General features: G+C 67.6%; 16 protein-coding genes and 1 tRNA gene. 7 read left to right on the forward strand and 10 right to left on the reverse strand.

Going from position 1 to position 13,817, the window contains the following annotated elements:
* Window positions 1–39: 39 nt before the first annotated feature.
* The 5 genes from O4G76_RS17715 to dsbD form a co-directional block, all read right to left on the reverse strand.
* The gene (locus O4G76_RS17715) at window positions 40–618 is read right to left on the reverse strand and encodes a L,D-transpeptidase (protein WP_269398569.1); all 579 of its coding nucleotides are present in this window, start codon (window positions 616–618) and stop codon (window positions 40–42) included.
* Between the two features lie 78 nt (window positions 619–696).
* Entirely contained in the window at window positions 697–1,329 is a 633-nt protein-coding gene (locus O4G76_RS17720) for a DsbA family protein (RefSeq protein ID WP_269398570.1), read from the reverse strand.
* Entirely contained in the window at window positions 1,326–2,078 is a 753-nt protein-coding gene (locus tag O4G76_RS17725) for a L,D-transpeptidase (RefSeq protein ID WP_269398571.1), read from the reverse strand. Before O4G76_RS17725 ends, O4G76_RS17720 begins: the two co-directional genes overlap by 4 nt.
* Window positions 2,075–2,893, reverse strand: a complete 819-nt coding sequence (locus tag O4G76_RS17730) for a TlpA disulfide reductase family protein (RefSeq protein WP_269398572.1) — start codon at window positions 2,891–2,893, stop codon at window positions 2,075–2,077. Before O4G76_RS17730 ends, O4G76_RS17725 begins: the two co-directional genes overlap by 4 nt.
* The gene (gene dsbD, locus O4G76_RS17735) at window positions 2,890–4,734 is read right to left on the reverse strand and encodes a protein-disulfide reductase DsbD (RefSeq protein ID WP_269398573.1); all 1,845 of its coding nucleotides are present in this window, start codon (window positions 4,732–4,734) and stop codon (window positions 2,890–2,892) included. The genes O4G76_RS17730 and dsbD overlap by 4 nt, the downstream gene beginning before the upstream one ends.
* 84 nt (window positions 4,735–4,818) lie before the next feature.
* Between dsbD and O4G76_RS17740 the strand changes: the two genes are divergently transcribed.
* The 3 genes from O4G76_RS17740 (at window position 4,819) to O4G76_RS17750 (ending at window position 7,611) form a co-directional block, all read left to right on the forward strand.
* Window positions 4,819–5,484, forward strand: a complete 666-nt coding sequence (locus tag O4G76_RS17740) for a response regulator transcription factor (RefSeq protein WP_269398574.1) — start codon at window positions 4,819–4,821, stop codon at window positions 5,482–5,484.
* Window positions 5,481–6,887 carry an ATP-binding protein gene (locus O4G76_RS17745; RefSeq protein WP_269398575.1) on the forward strand — a complete coding sequence of 469 codons (1,407 nt, stop codon included), beginning with the start codon at window positions 5,481–5,483 and terminating at the stop codon, window positions 6,885–6,887. Before O4G76_RS17740 ends, O4G76_RS17745 begins: the two co-directional genes overlap by 4 nt.
* 142 nt (window positions 6,888–7,029) lie before the next feature.
* On the forward strand, window positions 7,030–7,611 hold the full coding sequence (locus O4G76_RS17750; RefSeq protein ID WP_269398576.1) for a L,D-transpeptidase: 582 nt from the start codon (window positions 7,030–7,032) through the stop codon (window positions 7,609–7,611).
* A 178-nt stretch (window positions 7,612–7,789) separates the two neighbouring features.
* On the opposite strand, the gene O4G76_RS17755 is transcribed toward O4G76_RS17750, so the two are convergent.
* The 3 genes from O4G76_RS17755 to O4G76_RS17765 form a co-directional block, all read right to left on the reverse strand.
* Window positions 7,790–8,143 carry a response regulator gene (locus O4G76_RS17755; protein WP_269398577.1) on the reverse strand — a complete coding sequence of 118 codons (354 nt, stop codon included), beginning with the start codon at window positions 8,141–8,143 and terminating at the stop codon, window positions 7,790–7,792.
* A gap of 72 nt (window positions 8,144–8,215) precedes the next feature.
* Window positions 8,216–9,685: a sensor histidine kinase gene (locus O4G76_RS17760; protein WP_269398578.1), complete on the reverse strand. Its 1,470-nt coding sequence runs from the start codon at window positions 9,683–9,685 to the stop codon at window positions 8,216–8,218.
* A 136-nt stretch (window positions 9,686–9,821) separates the two neighbouring features.
* Entirely contained in the window at window positions 9,822–10,097 is a 276-nt protein-coding gene (locus O4G76_RS17765) for a hypothetical protein (RefSeq protein WP_269398579.1), read from the reverse strand.
* 482 nt (window positions 10,098–10,579) lie between these two features.
* Between O4G76_RS17765 and O4G76_RS17770 the strand changes: the two genes are divergently transcribed.
* Window positions 10,580–11,107, forward strand: a complete 528-nt coding sequence (locus O4G76_RS17770) for a GFA family protein (protein WP_269398580.1) — start codon at window positions 10,580–10,582, stop codon at window positions 11,105–11,107.
* Window positions 11,091–11,396 carry a hypothetical protein gene (locus O4G76_RS17775; protein ID WP_269398581.1) on the forward strand — a complete coding sequence of 102 codons (306 nt, stop codon included), beginning with the start codon at window positions 11,091–11,093 and terminating at the stop codon, window positions 11,394–11,396. Before O4G76_RS17770 ends, O4G76_RS17775 begins: the two co-directional genes overlap by 17 nt.
* A gap of 111 nt (window positions 11,397–11,507) precedes the next feature.
* Here O4G76_RS17775 and O4G76_RS17780 read toward each other — a convergent pair whose 3' ends face one another.
* On the reverse strand, window positions 11,508–12,170 hold the full coding sequence (locus O4G76_RS17780; RefSeq protein WP_269398582.1) for a winged helix-turn-helix transcriptional regulator: 663 nt from the start codon (window positions 12,168–12,170) through the stop codon (window positions 11,508–11,510).
* Between the two features lie 110 nt (window positions 12,171–12,280).
* On the opposite strand from O4G76_RS17780, the gene O4G76_RS17785 reads away from it, so the two are divergent.
* Window positions 12,281–12,712, forward strand: a complete 432-nt coding sequence (locus O4G76_RS17785; protein WP_269398583.1) for a VOC family protein — start codon at window positions 12,281–12,283, stop codon at window positions 12,710–12,712.
* Between the two features lie 415 nt (window positions 12,713–13,127).
* Window positions 13,128–13,475, forward strand: a complete 348-nt coding sequence (locus O4G76_RS17790; RefSeq protein ID WP_269398584.1) for a VOC family protein — start codon at window positions 13,128–13,130, stop codon at window positions 13,473–13,475.
* Window positions 13,476–13,740: 265 nt separating this feature from the next.
* Here O4G76_RS17790 and O4G76_RS17795 read toward each other — a convergent pair.
* Window positions 13,741–13,817, reverse strand: a tRNA-Met gene (locus tag O4G76_RS17795).

Below are 13,817 nucleotides of genomic sequence, written 5' to 3' on the forward strand. Positions count from 1 at the left end.
GCGGGTGGCATTGGTCCAGCCTTTGCCACCCGCGGAGTTTCAGATGATGCGGACCTGCGTGCCCACCGGGGTGATGGCGAAGAGCTGGGCGATCATCTCGTTGTAGAGACCGATGCAGCCATCCGATGAGGGCCGGCCGATCTTGCGCGTGTCATGCGTGCCATGGATCAGGTAGGCGGGCCAGCTCAGATACATCGCGTGGGTGCCGAGCGGGTTGTCAGGGCCGGGCGGCATGTAGCGCAGCTCGGGATTGCGCTCGACCTGGCTCGGCGTGGGCGTCCAATCGGGGCCCACCTTCTTACGCACGATCTCGGTGTAGCCGCGCTTGGTGAGGTCCTCGGAGATCGGGATCGAGGTCGGGAAGACGCGGTAGTCCGACGCGTCGGCGTTCCAGTAGTGCAGCGCGCGCGACTGGGTGTCGGCGACGATGGTGGCGACACCGAGCGTGTCGAAGTGATCCTGCCAATACTGGGTGCGAAAGCTCGACACGTTGCGCTGCACGGGCGCCTGCGCGGGAGGTCGTGCGGCCTGCGCGCGCAACAGCGAGGGGGTGGCCAGCGCGGTCGCGGCGGCAGCCGCGCCGAGAAGCGCCTGCCGGCGGGTGGGGGTGGTGCTCATCTTGCCTGTGGTCCTGCTCTTGGTTGGGAGGCCGGGACAGGGACGACCACGGTCGCCTTATCCCAGCCTTAAGGGGGGTCAGCCGCGCGCCATCGCGATCGCGTTCTCGAGCCCGGCCTTGTCCATCGCACCGGGGTAGATCACCGTGCCGATGATGAAGGCGGGCGTGCCGCGCAGCTGGAAGGCCGCCGCCTGCGCGCCGTTGCGGGTGAGCAGCCCGTCCCACTTGTCGCGGTTCTCGCCATAGGCGGCGTCGAGCGCCGCGACGTCGAGCCCGGCCTTGGTAAGCGTCTCCTCGATCAGCGCGTCGTCGAGCCGCCCCTCGGTCGCCATCAGCGCGTCGTTGGCGGTCAGGTAGGACCCGAGCGAGGCCGCGCCGAGCGCCAGCTGCGCCGCGCGCACCGAGGGCGCGCCGAAGATCGGCCAGTCCTTCATCACCAGCCGGACATTGTCGTCCGCCTCGACCACCTCGTTCAGGACCGGGTGGTTCGCCTTGCAGTAGGGGCATTGGTAATCGAAGAACTCGACGATGGTGACGTCGCCCTCTGGGTTGCCGAGAACCGGGTTCGCGGGGTCGAACATCACCTCGTCGATGGTCGGGCGCAGCGGCTGCTCCTGCGCGCGCGCCGGGCGCGTCGCGGTCCAGAGCGCGGTGCCGCCCATGGCGAGCAGGCCGCCGGTGAGCGCGGTGCGGCGGGTGAGGTTGGTCATGTGGTCTCTCCTTGGTTGGTCGTCTGCTGGGGAGTGGACAGGGGCGTGCCCGGCGGCACCGTGCCCTTGCCGCTGTCGGCTTCGCTCAGCACCACGACCTTGGCGCCCGCGCGGGCGCGCTCGTGCAGGTCGATGATGTCCTGGTTGAACAGGCGGATGCAGCCGGCCGAGGTGGCCTTGCCGATCGACCAGGGGTCGTTGGTGCCGTGGATGCGGTAGAGCGTGTCGCGCCCGTCCTTGAACAGGTAGAGCGCCCGCGCGCCGAGCGGGTTGTCGATGCCGCCCTCCATGCCGCCGGCATGGGGCCCGTAGAGGTCGGGATCGCGGCGCAGCATGTTGGGCGTCGGCGTCCAGCGCGGCCATTCGCGGGTGAAGGGGATGTTGCCTTCGCCCGAGAAGCCGCGCCCCTGGTCGCCCACCGCGACGCCGTAGCGCATCGCCCGGTCGCCCTCCATCACGAGATAGAGGAACCGCGCATGCGGATCGACGACGATGGTGCCGGGCGCCTCGTCGGTCCAGTAATCGACCTCCTGGCGGCGGTTGCGTTCGTCGAGATACTGTTCGGGCACGGCGGGAACGACCTCGCCATCGTTCTCCACCGCCGCATACATCGCTCGGACCTCGGCAGGGAGCACGGGTTCGGCTTCGGGAGGAGCGGCGAGCTTGGGTGCTGAGGCGGCGGCGCAGGCTGCCAGAAGCGGCAGCAGCGCCAGCGACGCCAGCCGCCGGGGACGGAGGATCTCGGTCATGGGGTGGTCCTTTCGAGGTCGTCGAGGCCCGCTTGCAGCTGCGCGCGGGAGATTTCGCCGGTATGGGCGGCCTTCAGCCCTCCCTCGGCGTCGAAGAACAGGGTGGTGGGCAGACCGAGCAGGCCGAAGCCGTCCATCAGCGCGCCCTCCGGATCGCGCAGCACGCCGGTCGTGCCGAGCGACTGCCCCGCGAGGTAGGTTTCGATCACCTCCGTTGCCTCGCGCTGATTGGCGAAGAGGATCAGCGCCCCCTCCGTCTCGGCGGCGACCTCCATCATCAACGGCAGCTCGCGGCGGCAGGGCGGGCACCAGCTGGCCCAGAGGTTGATGACAAGCGGCTGCCCCGCCGTCTCGGCGAGCGGAAACGGGCGGCCTGACAGTTCCGCGAGATGGATCGCTGGCAGGCGTCCGCGCGTCTGGTCGGGCAGCGCGACCCGCGCCACCGCGACCCCTGTTCCCGCGAGGGTGGCGGCCAGCAGCAACGGCGTCAGCGCCTTGGGGTGGCGCAGCAGCGCCGCGAATAGCGCGAGGCCCAGCCCGAACAGCCCCGCCTGCGGCGCGAAACCGCCCTGCCAGAGTTTCAGGGCGTCGAGCGGCGCCGCGCGGAAGCTGTCGAACTGCATCGCCACGAAGCCCGCGCGCGCCGCGATCACCCAGCCGAGCACGGCGATGAGCGACCAGCGCCGCAGCGCCTCGGCCTGGGCGGGGCGGCGCCAGGCGGCGATCTCGGTGACGCCGATGAACACGAGCACCGCGATCACGGCGAGGAACCGTTCGCCCGAGAACACCAGCGGGCCGATTGCCACAGCGCTCATCGAATCGCCCGCGCCGAGGCCACGACCTCCTCCACGCCCGGCTCGCCGATCAGGCGGCTGCCGGGCGCCTCGCGTCCCTCTGCGTCGAGGAACACCATGGTAGGCGGCCCGACCGAGCCCAGATGATCGAGCAGCGCCTGCCCCTCGGCGTCGAACTCCGACAGGTCGGCGGTGATGAGCGTGGTGCCCGCCAGCGCCTCGCGGACCATTGGGTCGGGCCAGAGGCGGCGCTCGATCACCTTGCAGGTGACGCACCAGTCGGCGGTGACGTAGATCATCGACGGCCCGTCGCTCCCTGCGAGCGCGGCATCAAGCTGCGGCACCGAGGTAACGGGGGTGAAGGCGATCTCGTTATCGGCCACACCGGGCGCGGCCTCGACCGGGCGCAGGCCGGCCAGCGGACGCATCGGGTCCTCCGCGCTGGTGGCTGCCCCGAGCCCCATGATCCCGGCGGCGAGAATCGCGGCGAGACCGACGGTCTTGCGGATGCGCGGCGCCGTGCCGGAGCCGGGCTCCAGCCGGTCCAGCCCCCCGATGAAGACGCCAGCGCCAAGTAGCAGCGCCGCCCAGAGCGCCAGCGTGACGGGGCCGGGCAGCAGCCGGCCGCCGAGCCAGATTGCCATCGCGAGGAAGACGACGCCGAAGGCAGCCTTCACGCCCTCCATCCACGCGCCCGCGCGCGGCAGCATCCGCGCGCCGAAGGTGCCCGCGATCAGGAGCGGCACGCCCTGTCCCAGACCGAGCGCGAAGAGCGCGCCCGCGCCGAGCCACGCGTCACCGGTCCGCGCGATGTAAAGGAGCGCCCCGGCCAGCGGCGCGGTCACGCAGGGTCCCATGATCAGCGCCGAGGTGAAGCCGAGCGCCGCCGCGCCGCCCAGCGTGCCGCCCCGACCCGCGCCGATGCCCGACAGCCGACCCGTCCAGGCCTGCGGCAGGCGCATCTCGTATAGGCCGAACATCGACAGCGCCAGCGCCACGAAGACCCCGGCGACTATGCCCACGGCCCAGGGCGATTGCAGCGCCACTTGCAGGTTCTGGCCCGACCAAGCTGCGATGAGGCCCAACAGGCCGAAGGCCGCCGCCATCGCCAGCACGTAGGTGCCCGAAAGCAGCGCGCCGCGCCGGGCGCCGACCGTGCCGTCCTGTCCGGCCAGCAGCCCCGCGAGGATCGGGAACATCGGGAAGACGCAGGGCGTGAAGGCAAGCAGCAACCCGAAGCCGAAGAAGCCCGCCAGCACGAGAAACGGCCCGCCGCGGGCGCTCAGCCCGTCGAGCAGGCCGCCTTCATTGGCAAGGGTGATGCCGCCCTTCGACACTGTGGACTCCGCCGGGCCTTCGACGGCGGCGGGCTCCGTCCCTGCGGCAGGCCACGTGGCCGCAGCCCCGATTGCGGGTAGCGTGTCGGTGACCGGCGGATAGCAGATCCCGTCCTCTTGGCAGCCCTGGTAGGTCACGCGCACCGGGCCTTCCGCCGCGCCGAGCCGCGCCTCGGTGCCATAGAAATACACCTCGACGGTGCCGAAGGTCGGGTCGTCCTTGGTGACGCCGGGCGCGGTCTCGAGCGGCAGGGATCTTCCGTCCTCGGTCTCGGCGGCGAGGTATTCGCGGTAGAGGTAATAGCCCTCGGCAACGTCCCAGCGCAGCAGACGGCTGCCGTCGGGCTGCGGCTCGACCGCGAGTGCGAAGGCCTCGCGCGGGTCCATCGGCGGCGACTGCCGGTCGAAGGCGTCGCCGCCCTGCGCGAGGGCGGCGGCGGTGACCAGGGCGAGGGACAGCGCCACGAGGAGCGGGGCGATGATGGCGCGCCGCAGGGCGGCGGGGTATGAAAGGGTCCGTGTCATGGCGCCCGGATCGGCGCGCTTCCTTAAGCGGCCCTTAAGCCCGGAGGCGCAACAGCGACGACAAGGACGACAACCGGAGGCGCGATGCGGGTTCTGATCGTGGAGGATGACGAGACGCTGGCCGACGGGCTGAGCGTCGGGCTGCGGTTGCAGGGCTTCACCCCGGAACTGGTGACCTGCTGCGCCGATGCGCGCGAGGCGCTGGCGCAGGGCGGCTTCTCGGCGGTGGTGCTCGACCTGATGCTGCCCGACGGCTCGGGGCTCGACCTGCTGGCCGGGCTGCGGGCGGGCGGCGACCGTTTGCCGGTGCTGCTGCTCACGGCGCTCGACCAAGTGCGCGACCGGATCGACGGGCTCGACGCCGGGGCGGACGACTACCTCGGCAAGCCCTTCGATCTCGGCGAGGTCAGCGCCCGGCTGCGCGCGATCATCCGCCGCGCCGAGGGGCGGGCCAGCGCGCTGCTCGAATGGAACGGGCTGCGGCTCGACCCGTCGCGGATGCGCGGCGAGATGGAGGGGCGCGAACTGCGCTTCTCGCGGCGCGAATTCGCGGTGCTGCGCGCGCTGATCGAGACCCCCGGCGTGATCGTCGAGAAGGACCGGCTGGAGGAGCGCCTTTACGGCTGGCAGGAGGGGGTCGAGAGCAACGCCGTCGAGGTGCATGTCCACAAGCTGCGGGCCAAACTGGGTGCGGGCTTCATCGAGACGGTGCGCGGCGTCGGCTACCGCCTCGCGGAGCCGCGGCCATGAGTTCGATCCGCGCGCGGCTGTTCGTGATCCTGCTGGCGGCGACGGGGGCGGTCTGGCTCTCGGCGGTCTGGTGGATTCAGCATTCGACCCGCTCGGAGGTCGAACAGGTGCTCGACGCGCGGCTCGCCGAGGCGGCGCAGATGGTATCGTCGCTGATCTCCGACCGGCGGATCGACGTGGCCTCGGCCGGGCCGCTGGAGCTGGACCTGCCGGAACCGGCAGCGGCCTCTGCCTATGCGCGCCAGCTCTCCTGCCAGATCTGGTCGCTCGATGGCGCGCTGCTGGGCGCCTCAGCCAGCGCGCCCTCAGGTCGGCTCGCGGCGGAGCAAACGGGCTTTTCCGACAGCCTCGTCGATGGCGAGGCGTGGCGCGTCTACACCATGATAAACGAGGATCTGGGCCTGAGGGTGATGGTCGGCGACCGGCTCACCGTGCGCGAGCGGTTGGTAACGGACGTGGTGCGCGGGCTGCTGCTGCCGGCGCTGGCGATCCTGCCGGTGCTGGCGGCGCTGATCTGGATCAGCGTCGGGCGCGGTCTCGCGCCGCTCGGCCGGATGGCACGGGCGCTTGGGGCGCGCGCGGCCGATGATCTCGGTCCGGTGGCGGCAGGCCCGCTGCCGCGCGAGATCCGCCCCATGGGCGCGGCGCTCGACGGGCTGTTCGCCCGCGTCGCCGCTGCGCGCGGACGGGAGAAGAGCTTTACAGCCTTCGCCGCGCACGAGCTGAAGACCCCGCTTGCAGGCATCAAGACGCAGGCGCAGATCGCGGCGATGGCCCCGGACGAAGCGACGCGGCTACAGGCGCTGGCGCGCGTCGAGGCCGGGGTGGCCCGCACCGACCGGATGGTGCGGCAGCTTCTCGAACTCGCCGCCGTCGATGGCGCTCCGGAGGGAGGTGGCGAGGTCGTCGACATGACGCGCCTGGCGACCGACATGGTCCAAGACATGCAGAGGCTGGCCACCGAGCGGGATGTGCAGCTCAGGCTGGAGATGGCACCAGAGCTGTTCTGCCGAATACCCGACCCGGTGCTGCCCGCCGTGGCGCTACGCAACATCGTCGAAAACGCCGTGCTGGCCAGCCCGCCGGGCGGCGAGGTCGTGGTCGATGGCGTGGCACGGGACGCGCGGATCACACTGTCCGTGCTCGACCGTGGACCCGGCATTCCCGAGGCCGAGCGGGCCCGCGTGACCGAGCGGTTCTTTCGCGGCGCGGGCGCGCCCGCGGGGGGCAGCGGGCTGGGCCTGGCGATCGCGCAGGTGGCGGTCGAGCGGCTCGGCGGGCGGCTTGGCTTCGAGGCCCGGACGGGCGGAGGCGAGGCCGTGCAGATTGTGCTGCCCTGTGCCGGACCTCTTCACGAAAGCGGCAGGGCGTCGGAAGGACGCGACACTGCCACACGCTCGTAAGGCTGCCTTAAGCCTGATCCATTCGACACGGCATGGACGCACTGCGCTTGGAACCCCGGATCGACCGGTGCCAGCGCGGGGCCATCATTACCATATCCTGCGCATGACATCCGTCGGCGTCGGGACAAAATAAAGGTGACGCATGCTGAGACGAGGTTTTCTCAAGGGAACGGCGGCGGCTTTCGCGGGTGCCGCGCTGCCCGCCGACAGGCTGCTGGCGCATGAGGGCGCGGCGCAAGCCGCGGTGATCCCGCCCCGCGAGGTGGCCATCGCCGAAGGCATCCCGGCCGGGCAGATACACGTCATGCCCGACGAGTTCGCGCTCTACTGGACGCTGCCGGGCGCGCGGGCGCTGCGCTACGCGGTCGGGGTAGGCCGCGACGATCTCTACGAGGCGGGGACCTTCCTGATCCAGGCCAAGAAGGAATGGCCCAGCTGGACCCCGACCCCCGGCATGCTCGAACGCGAGCCGGAGGTCTACGGCAAATGGGCCGACGGCATGCCGGGCGGGATCGACAACCCCCTGGGCGCCCGGGCGCTCTACCTGTTCAAGGACGGCTACGACACCTTTCTGCGCATCCACGGCACCAATGCGCCATCCACCATCGGGACCGCCGTGTCGAACGGTTGCGCTCGCTTGGTGAACGAGCAGATCATCGAGCTTTATGAGATGGTGCCGCTGGAGACGAAGGTGTTCCTGTATCCCAAGGCTGGCATGGCCTAAGGTCCGCTTCCAATCGCCGAGGCGCGGCATTGCGCAAGGGCTGGATGTCTACTTAGGGCCGGGAGCTGATCCAGCTGCTCCGGGCGGGAAGCGCCCTTCGCTGCTCAAGGCACGAACGACTGCCTTGCCCTGACCAATCAGCTTGGCGTGGTTCTTGACTGGGCGAGTGGCGTCGCAATTATTCGCTTGCGCACGCGACCCGCCGCAGCTCGGCCAAGATCTGGTTCGTGGGGTATGGCTTGGGATAGACCGAGCAGCCTTCGGGCAGTGCCGCCTTGTCGATGTTGATCACCCCAGAGGCGATCACGATGAACACCCGGGGCCAATGGGTGCGGACATGCGCTGCCAATCCCAGTCCATTCATCGATCCCGGCATGTCCACGTCCGTGAAAAGGATGCCGATCTCTTTGTGACGCTCCATCAGCGCCACAGCTTGGTCGGCCGATCCGGCATCGAAGACGCGGAAGCCAGCCTCCTCCATCATGTCGATGGCTTCCATGCGGATCAGCGGTTCGTCCTCGACGACCAGCACCGCGGGGCCTTCCCGGGTCTCAGTCCTCATCATCGTTCTCTCAAGCAGACAGGAAGTTTCCATCGACTACGCTCATGTCGTCAGCCCCTCAAGCGGGGCCGTCATATGAAAGCGCAGGCCACCGGGGTCGTAGGCGAGATCCGCCGCTCCTTGGAAGTATCCCGCAAGCGCCTTCTCGATCATCTTGGAGCCAAAGCCACGGCTGGACGGTTCTCGCACCTCGGGCCCGCCTTCCTCGACCCAGGTGAAGTGGAAGACCTCTTCTTCGCCCTCGCCCTCGCCATCGACCGACCATCCGATCCGGACCTTGCCTTCGTCGCTGGACAGGGCGCCGTATTTCGCGGCGTTGGTCGCAAGCTCGTGCAGCGCCATCGTCAGCGCCAGCGCCTGCTTGGAGCCGATCGGCAGGTCCGGCCCCTCTATGACGAACCGGTCCACCTCGGGGCGGTGTGGCGCAATCGCGGTCTCCACGATGTCTCCAATACGGGCCTCAAGCCACGACGAGTGGATCAGCCGGTCATGGGCCTGAGACATCGAGCCGATCCGGGACTGGATCGCGGCGCGCGCATCGTCGAGATTACTGGCGTGCCTCAGGGTCTGGGATACCACCGAGTGGACCATGGCAAGGGTGTTCTTCACGCGGTGGTTCATCTCCGCGAGCATCAGTTGCCGCTGTTCCTCGGCGATCTTGATCTCGTGGATGTCGGTGCAGGTGCCATACCACCGCAGGATCGTGCCGTCCGCGCTCCGCATGGGCAGAGCGCGGCCGAGAACCCAGTGGTAGCGACCCGAGCGGTGCCGCAGCCGATACTCGATCTCGTAGGGCTCGCCGGTGCTCAGGCTGTGCCGCCAGATCTTCCACGCCCGCTCCTGATCGTCGGGGTGGAACATGCCGTTCCATGCCTCGCCGTCGGTCGAGCCTTCCGGCACCCCGGTGAACTCATACCAGCGCGTGTTGTAGTAGTCGTGAAGGCCATCCGGCGTTGTCGACCAGATCATCTGGTCGACCGAGTTGGCGATGGCCTGGAACTGTGCTTCGCTCTCGGCCACCTGCCGCTCGCGGTTCTGAAGCTCCTCCATCCGCGCGCGGGCGTCGTGCTGGCGCCCACGAGCCTTCAGCGCGGAGCGCACCGAGCGTAGAAGCTCCTCGGCCCGGAGGACCCGGGGAAGCAGCACCGCGTTGCCGAGATCGTCGGTGCGCTCACTGGCCGCCTCGCTGCGGTCGCCGGTCGTGCCGTCCGCCAGAACGATGAACGGCACGTCAGACCACAGTGGCTGTGCCGCAAGGGCCTGCTTCAGTCGATCGAAGCCAACTCCCCAGAGCGCTTCTTCGGTGATCAGAACGGCACCGATCCGGTGATCCACGAGGTCGGCCAGATGGTCGAGAGACGTGACTTCAATCGAGGCTATGTTCTCCTGCTCCGGGTCACGGAGGGACGCGGCCGTTGCATCACCGGGCGGCATGAGGATGGCGACAGAAGTCAGGACATCACCGCCGGGCAGGCCCCCTTGCACGGTAGATGGCGCAGAAAGGACGTTCATGGGAATGGGCCACCTTGTAAGGTCCGGAGGGTTGCGAACTTCATGTTCCGCCCGTGGTAGAACGGCACGGCGGGCGTGACCACCAGTTTACTGCTGCTCTGTAAACCTGAGAGCGGTTCGCCACCGGTCATGCTGGTCAGGCTGCTTGCGTGTCTGTCAGCTTGTTGTTTGCCACCATCTGGTCGACCTGCTCCTTCAGGGCGGCGAGTTCCGCCGTCATCGTGTGAACAGCCCGAGGATCGAGTTCGGTGAAAGCCAGGCACCCAGACAGTTCCTGGACCTGCGCCGCAAGCATGCGCAGTTCCTGCACCGCCGGGTCGACTGCAAACAGCTCACGCAGGCGAAGGCTAAGCACGGCGCAGGTCTGGTTGAGGGCCTGCGCCTGTGCCGCACGCATGTTGAAGCCGTTCATCGGATCGTCCTGTCAGTCGGTAGCGGCAGATCAGCCCATTCGGACTATACGACCGCCAGCCCGATCCGGTTCCATGCTGCGATGACTGAGAGTGGGACGGTGTGCGGTGGAGCAACGAGCGTGACCTCGGAGGGTTCTGAAAGGAGACGTTCGCTGTCACAGCCACCGAGGTCCGGAATGGGCCGGGAGTGATCGAACTCAGGAAGGGCGAGAAGCCGCCGCTCGCTGTAATTGCCATGGACGGCCGCTCTTCGTGGAAGGCAGACCGACCGGTTCGAGCACGGCGACTTAGTTTCAACTCGGCAGGGCGTCTTCGGCGAACTGGCCTACGAACTCCTCGTTTGGCGGTATGGGGGTGATGACATCGATCAGCACCCCCGCCGGGTCGCGGATGATAAAATGCCTCTGCCCGCACGGCTTGACCGGTCGAGCCAGTCGATCCAATCTGCTCATCGTATGGTTGCAGTGGCGGGTTTGCCGGTATGCCCAGTCTCGGATGCAGATGCGGCGATGTGCGCTTGAAGGTCGAAGGGCCGCATATAGCGTCCGTAGAATGCCTTTGCTCAAGTTGCCAGAAGGCCGCGCAGGTTCTCGAAGCCCTCCCGGGGGCGGGGCCTATCCTCGATGGCAAGGGCGCCACCCCGTTCGTCCTGCTACGCAAGGACCGCGTCGCGATCGTCGCCGGACAGGACAGGCTGAAGGCGCATCGGCTCACGGACGATGCCGACACCCGACGCGTGATCGCGGCATGCTGCAATACGCCTGTCTTCTTGGAGATGAAGGGCGGGCACTGGCTGAGTCTCTATGCCGCGCTCTGGCCCGAAACCGACCGCCCCGCGGTCGAACTGCGCACCATGACGGGCGCCCGTGACGATCTGCCGGACGACGTGCCCAACCTGAGAACCCATTCCCTCGGCTTCTATGGCCGCCTGTTCGTCGCATGGGTGAGGATGGGTTTCAGAAATCCCAGGTTCCCGGACAATGGAGCGCTGCATGTCGAAGACCGATGAGATGATCGAGATCAGCAGCGCGACCTCGCCCGGCCGGACCGAGCGCGTCAATCGCGCGAAATACACCGCAATGCGGGAGGCGTTGCTGACGGTGCTGCCGGACACGCCGCCGGGAGTGACGGTCGCGGAGGCCAAGGCTGCGGCGCTGGAATACCTGTCGCAGGAGCACTTCCCGGGTGGCGAGAAGGCTGGGTGGTGGCTCAAGGCCGTGCAGCTGGACCTCGAAGCGAAAGGCATCATCGCCAGGGGTGCGACCAGACCAGTGCGTCTCTACCGCTCGACCGAATAGTAGACGTTCGCCGGATCGAGGCAATTCGATCTCAGTAGGCGAAGCACTTCGCGGGAGCAGACCAATAAGGGCTTGGCGCAGCAGTTGGTCTGAGGCTCGAGTTGCTTCAGCTCAGCCCTCCAGCGGCGCCAAGTCGCGGAATGCCCCGGCGAGCCGCCTGAGGGCGTCGATGTCTCCCTCGACCACGAGCGACCCGTCCGCCAGAGCGGCGGTGACCGGCTTTCCCGCATAGAGCACAGGCAGGAGCGCGTTCTGGTCGCCCGTCACGACGCAATCGGGATTGTCGACACGGCCGGGCGCCACGTCGAGGTGGCCGTCGCCGACGCGAAGCGTAAACTCGCCGTCCGGCAGGCGCAGATCCACGGCAAGACACATATCTTTCGCCCTTCCGGGATCGAACATGCTCTCGAGCGACAGCATGGCCGCCGCCGCGCTCAACGGGCGGTCGAAGCGAAGCCGGGGTGAGCGCGAGGCCCAAATGCCGATCACCCGGAGCGGCTCGCGGAATGCCAGGCCCCAGGCTGTGAGAGCATAGGCTTTGCCGCGCGCTGGCCGCGGCAGGTCCACCCGCCGCAGGACACCGGCATCCTCGAGCCCCACGAGGCGCTGCGTCAGCATGTTGGTGGCGATGCCCGGCAGGGTTTCCTTCAGGTCGGTGAACCGACGCGGCCCGAACATCAGCTCGCGCATGATCAAGAGCGCCCAACGCTCGCCCACCAGGTCGAGGGCCTGCGCGAAGGCGCAGCCGTCCTCGTAGCTTCGCTTGCGCTCCATTGGCTCTCCGCATTTTGGTTGTTTATTGCAACTTACAACTTGCAATATAAAAGACAGAGGCGCAGTCTTCAAGCATCGAGACGACTCATTCCCGCTTCAGGAGCATCGACATGACCTCTTCGACCCCGATGATCTTCGTGAACCTGCCTTCCGCCGATATCTCCCGTGCCCGTGCCTTCTATGCCGGGCTGGGCCTTACCATCGACGAGCGCTTCTGCGACGCCGAGAGCCTGATGGTGCGCGTGTCCGATGCGATTCATCTCATGATCCTCGAAAGGGAGAAGTTCGCCTCCTTCTCGCCCCGGCCCGTGGCACCGGAGGGGACCGTCGGCGCTCTGGTTTGTCTGTCCCAGCCGTCGAGGGACGACGTGGATGAGTTCGTCGGGCGCGCCACCGCGCATGGCGGCCGCGACAACGACAAGACCCAGGAGATGGGCGACGTCATGTATGGCCGGTCGGTGTCCGATCCCGATGGTAACGTCCTCGAGGTGATGTGGATGGACATGGCGCGCGCCATGCCAGTCGAAGACGCGGCGGTCTGAACCGCGGCCCCGATCCGTCGGCTCCGGCGACTTGGAGCCGGGGCAACGCGACCGGCCGGTCACCTGCGGGACCTTGGTCGGGTGCGTCGCCGCAACTACTGAGGACAGCTGGACCGTCGCGGCGACCATGCTCCTGATCGAGGGCGATGCAGGCAATTTCACCGGGCCGCTTGGCACGACGTAGCAAACGGCGGCTTAAGGCAGAAATTGTCCTGTATGATCGGCAACAATCGGAGGGTGCGGGCCGGAAGCAGCCGGGGATCTCGAATGCCGGCTACTGGTCGTGGGGCGCGGTCTCTTTGAAAGGCAGCGCAGCGGAAAGGTGCAGCGGTCTGCAATGACGTCTACGGTGTTCGCTTTCACACGGCCTCGGTTCAGGCGTCTGCTGCTGACAGACCCCAAGAAAGGGAAAAGCATGAAGGTCGAGAACATTTTTCTGAGCATCAACGCGGCCGACTTCGACGCTCAATCTAAATGGTGGGCGAAGCTGATCGGTCGCGCTTGGGATCGCGAGCCAATGCCGTCCTGTCATGAATGGGATCTGCGCGAAGGCGTCTTCTTTCAAGTTCTGGACAGTCCGCGAGGTGCCGGCGAGTCGACCGTGACGATGCGGGTGGCAGACCTCGATCCAGAGATCACGCGGCTTTCTGCCGCAGGGATCGAAGTACCGGAGCCAGTGAAGGTCGAAGGCTTCAATTCTCTTCGCTACGCCGAGTTCGCCGACCCCGAAGGCAATACCGTCGGACTTCTCGACGGGAGCTGATCACCTGCTGGGCCCCGCCGCAGATGGCGGTATCCGTCTCGAAGCGGCTGGCTGGACGGGCCAACGGTCCACTGATGAGATGATAGTTTTGGGAGGCAAGCAAATGACGGTCCTACGCATCGTTGCGAATATCGCGATTGCGGCCCTCAGTAGGGAACTGCGGAACAGCGCATTGAGGTAAGCTGGTCCGAGCGCCCTGCCCCTTTGGTCTGAAACGCAGAAAGCCTCCCGAGGGAGGCTTGTCTGGATCTGTGTCAGATTTCAGTGGTTGCGGGAGCAGGATTTGAACCTGCGACCTTCAGGTTATGAGCCTGACGAGCTACCGGGCTGCTCCATCCCGCG

It is taken from the genome of Limimaricola sp. G21655-S1, from assembly GCF_027213785.1.
Lineage (GTDB): Bacteria > Pseudomonadota > Alphaproteobacteria > Rhodobacterales > Rhodobacteraceae > Limimaricola.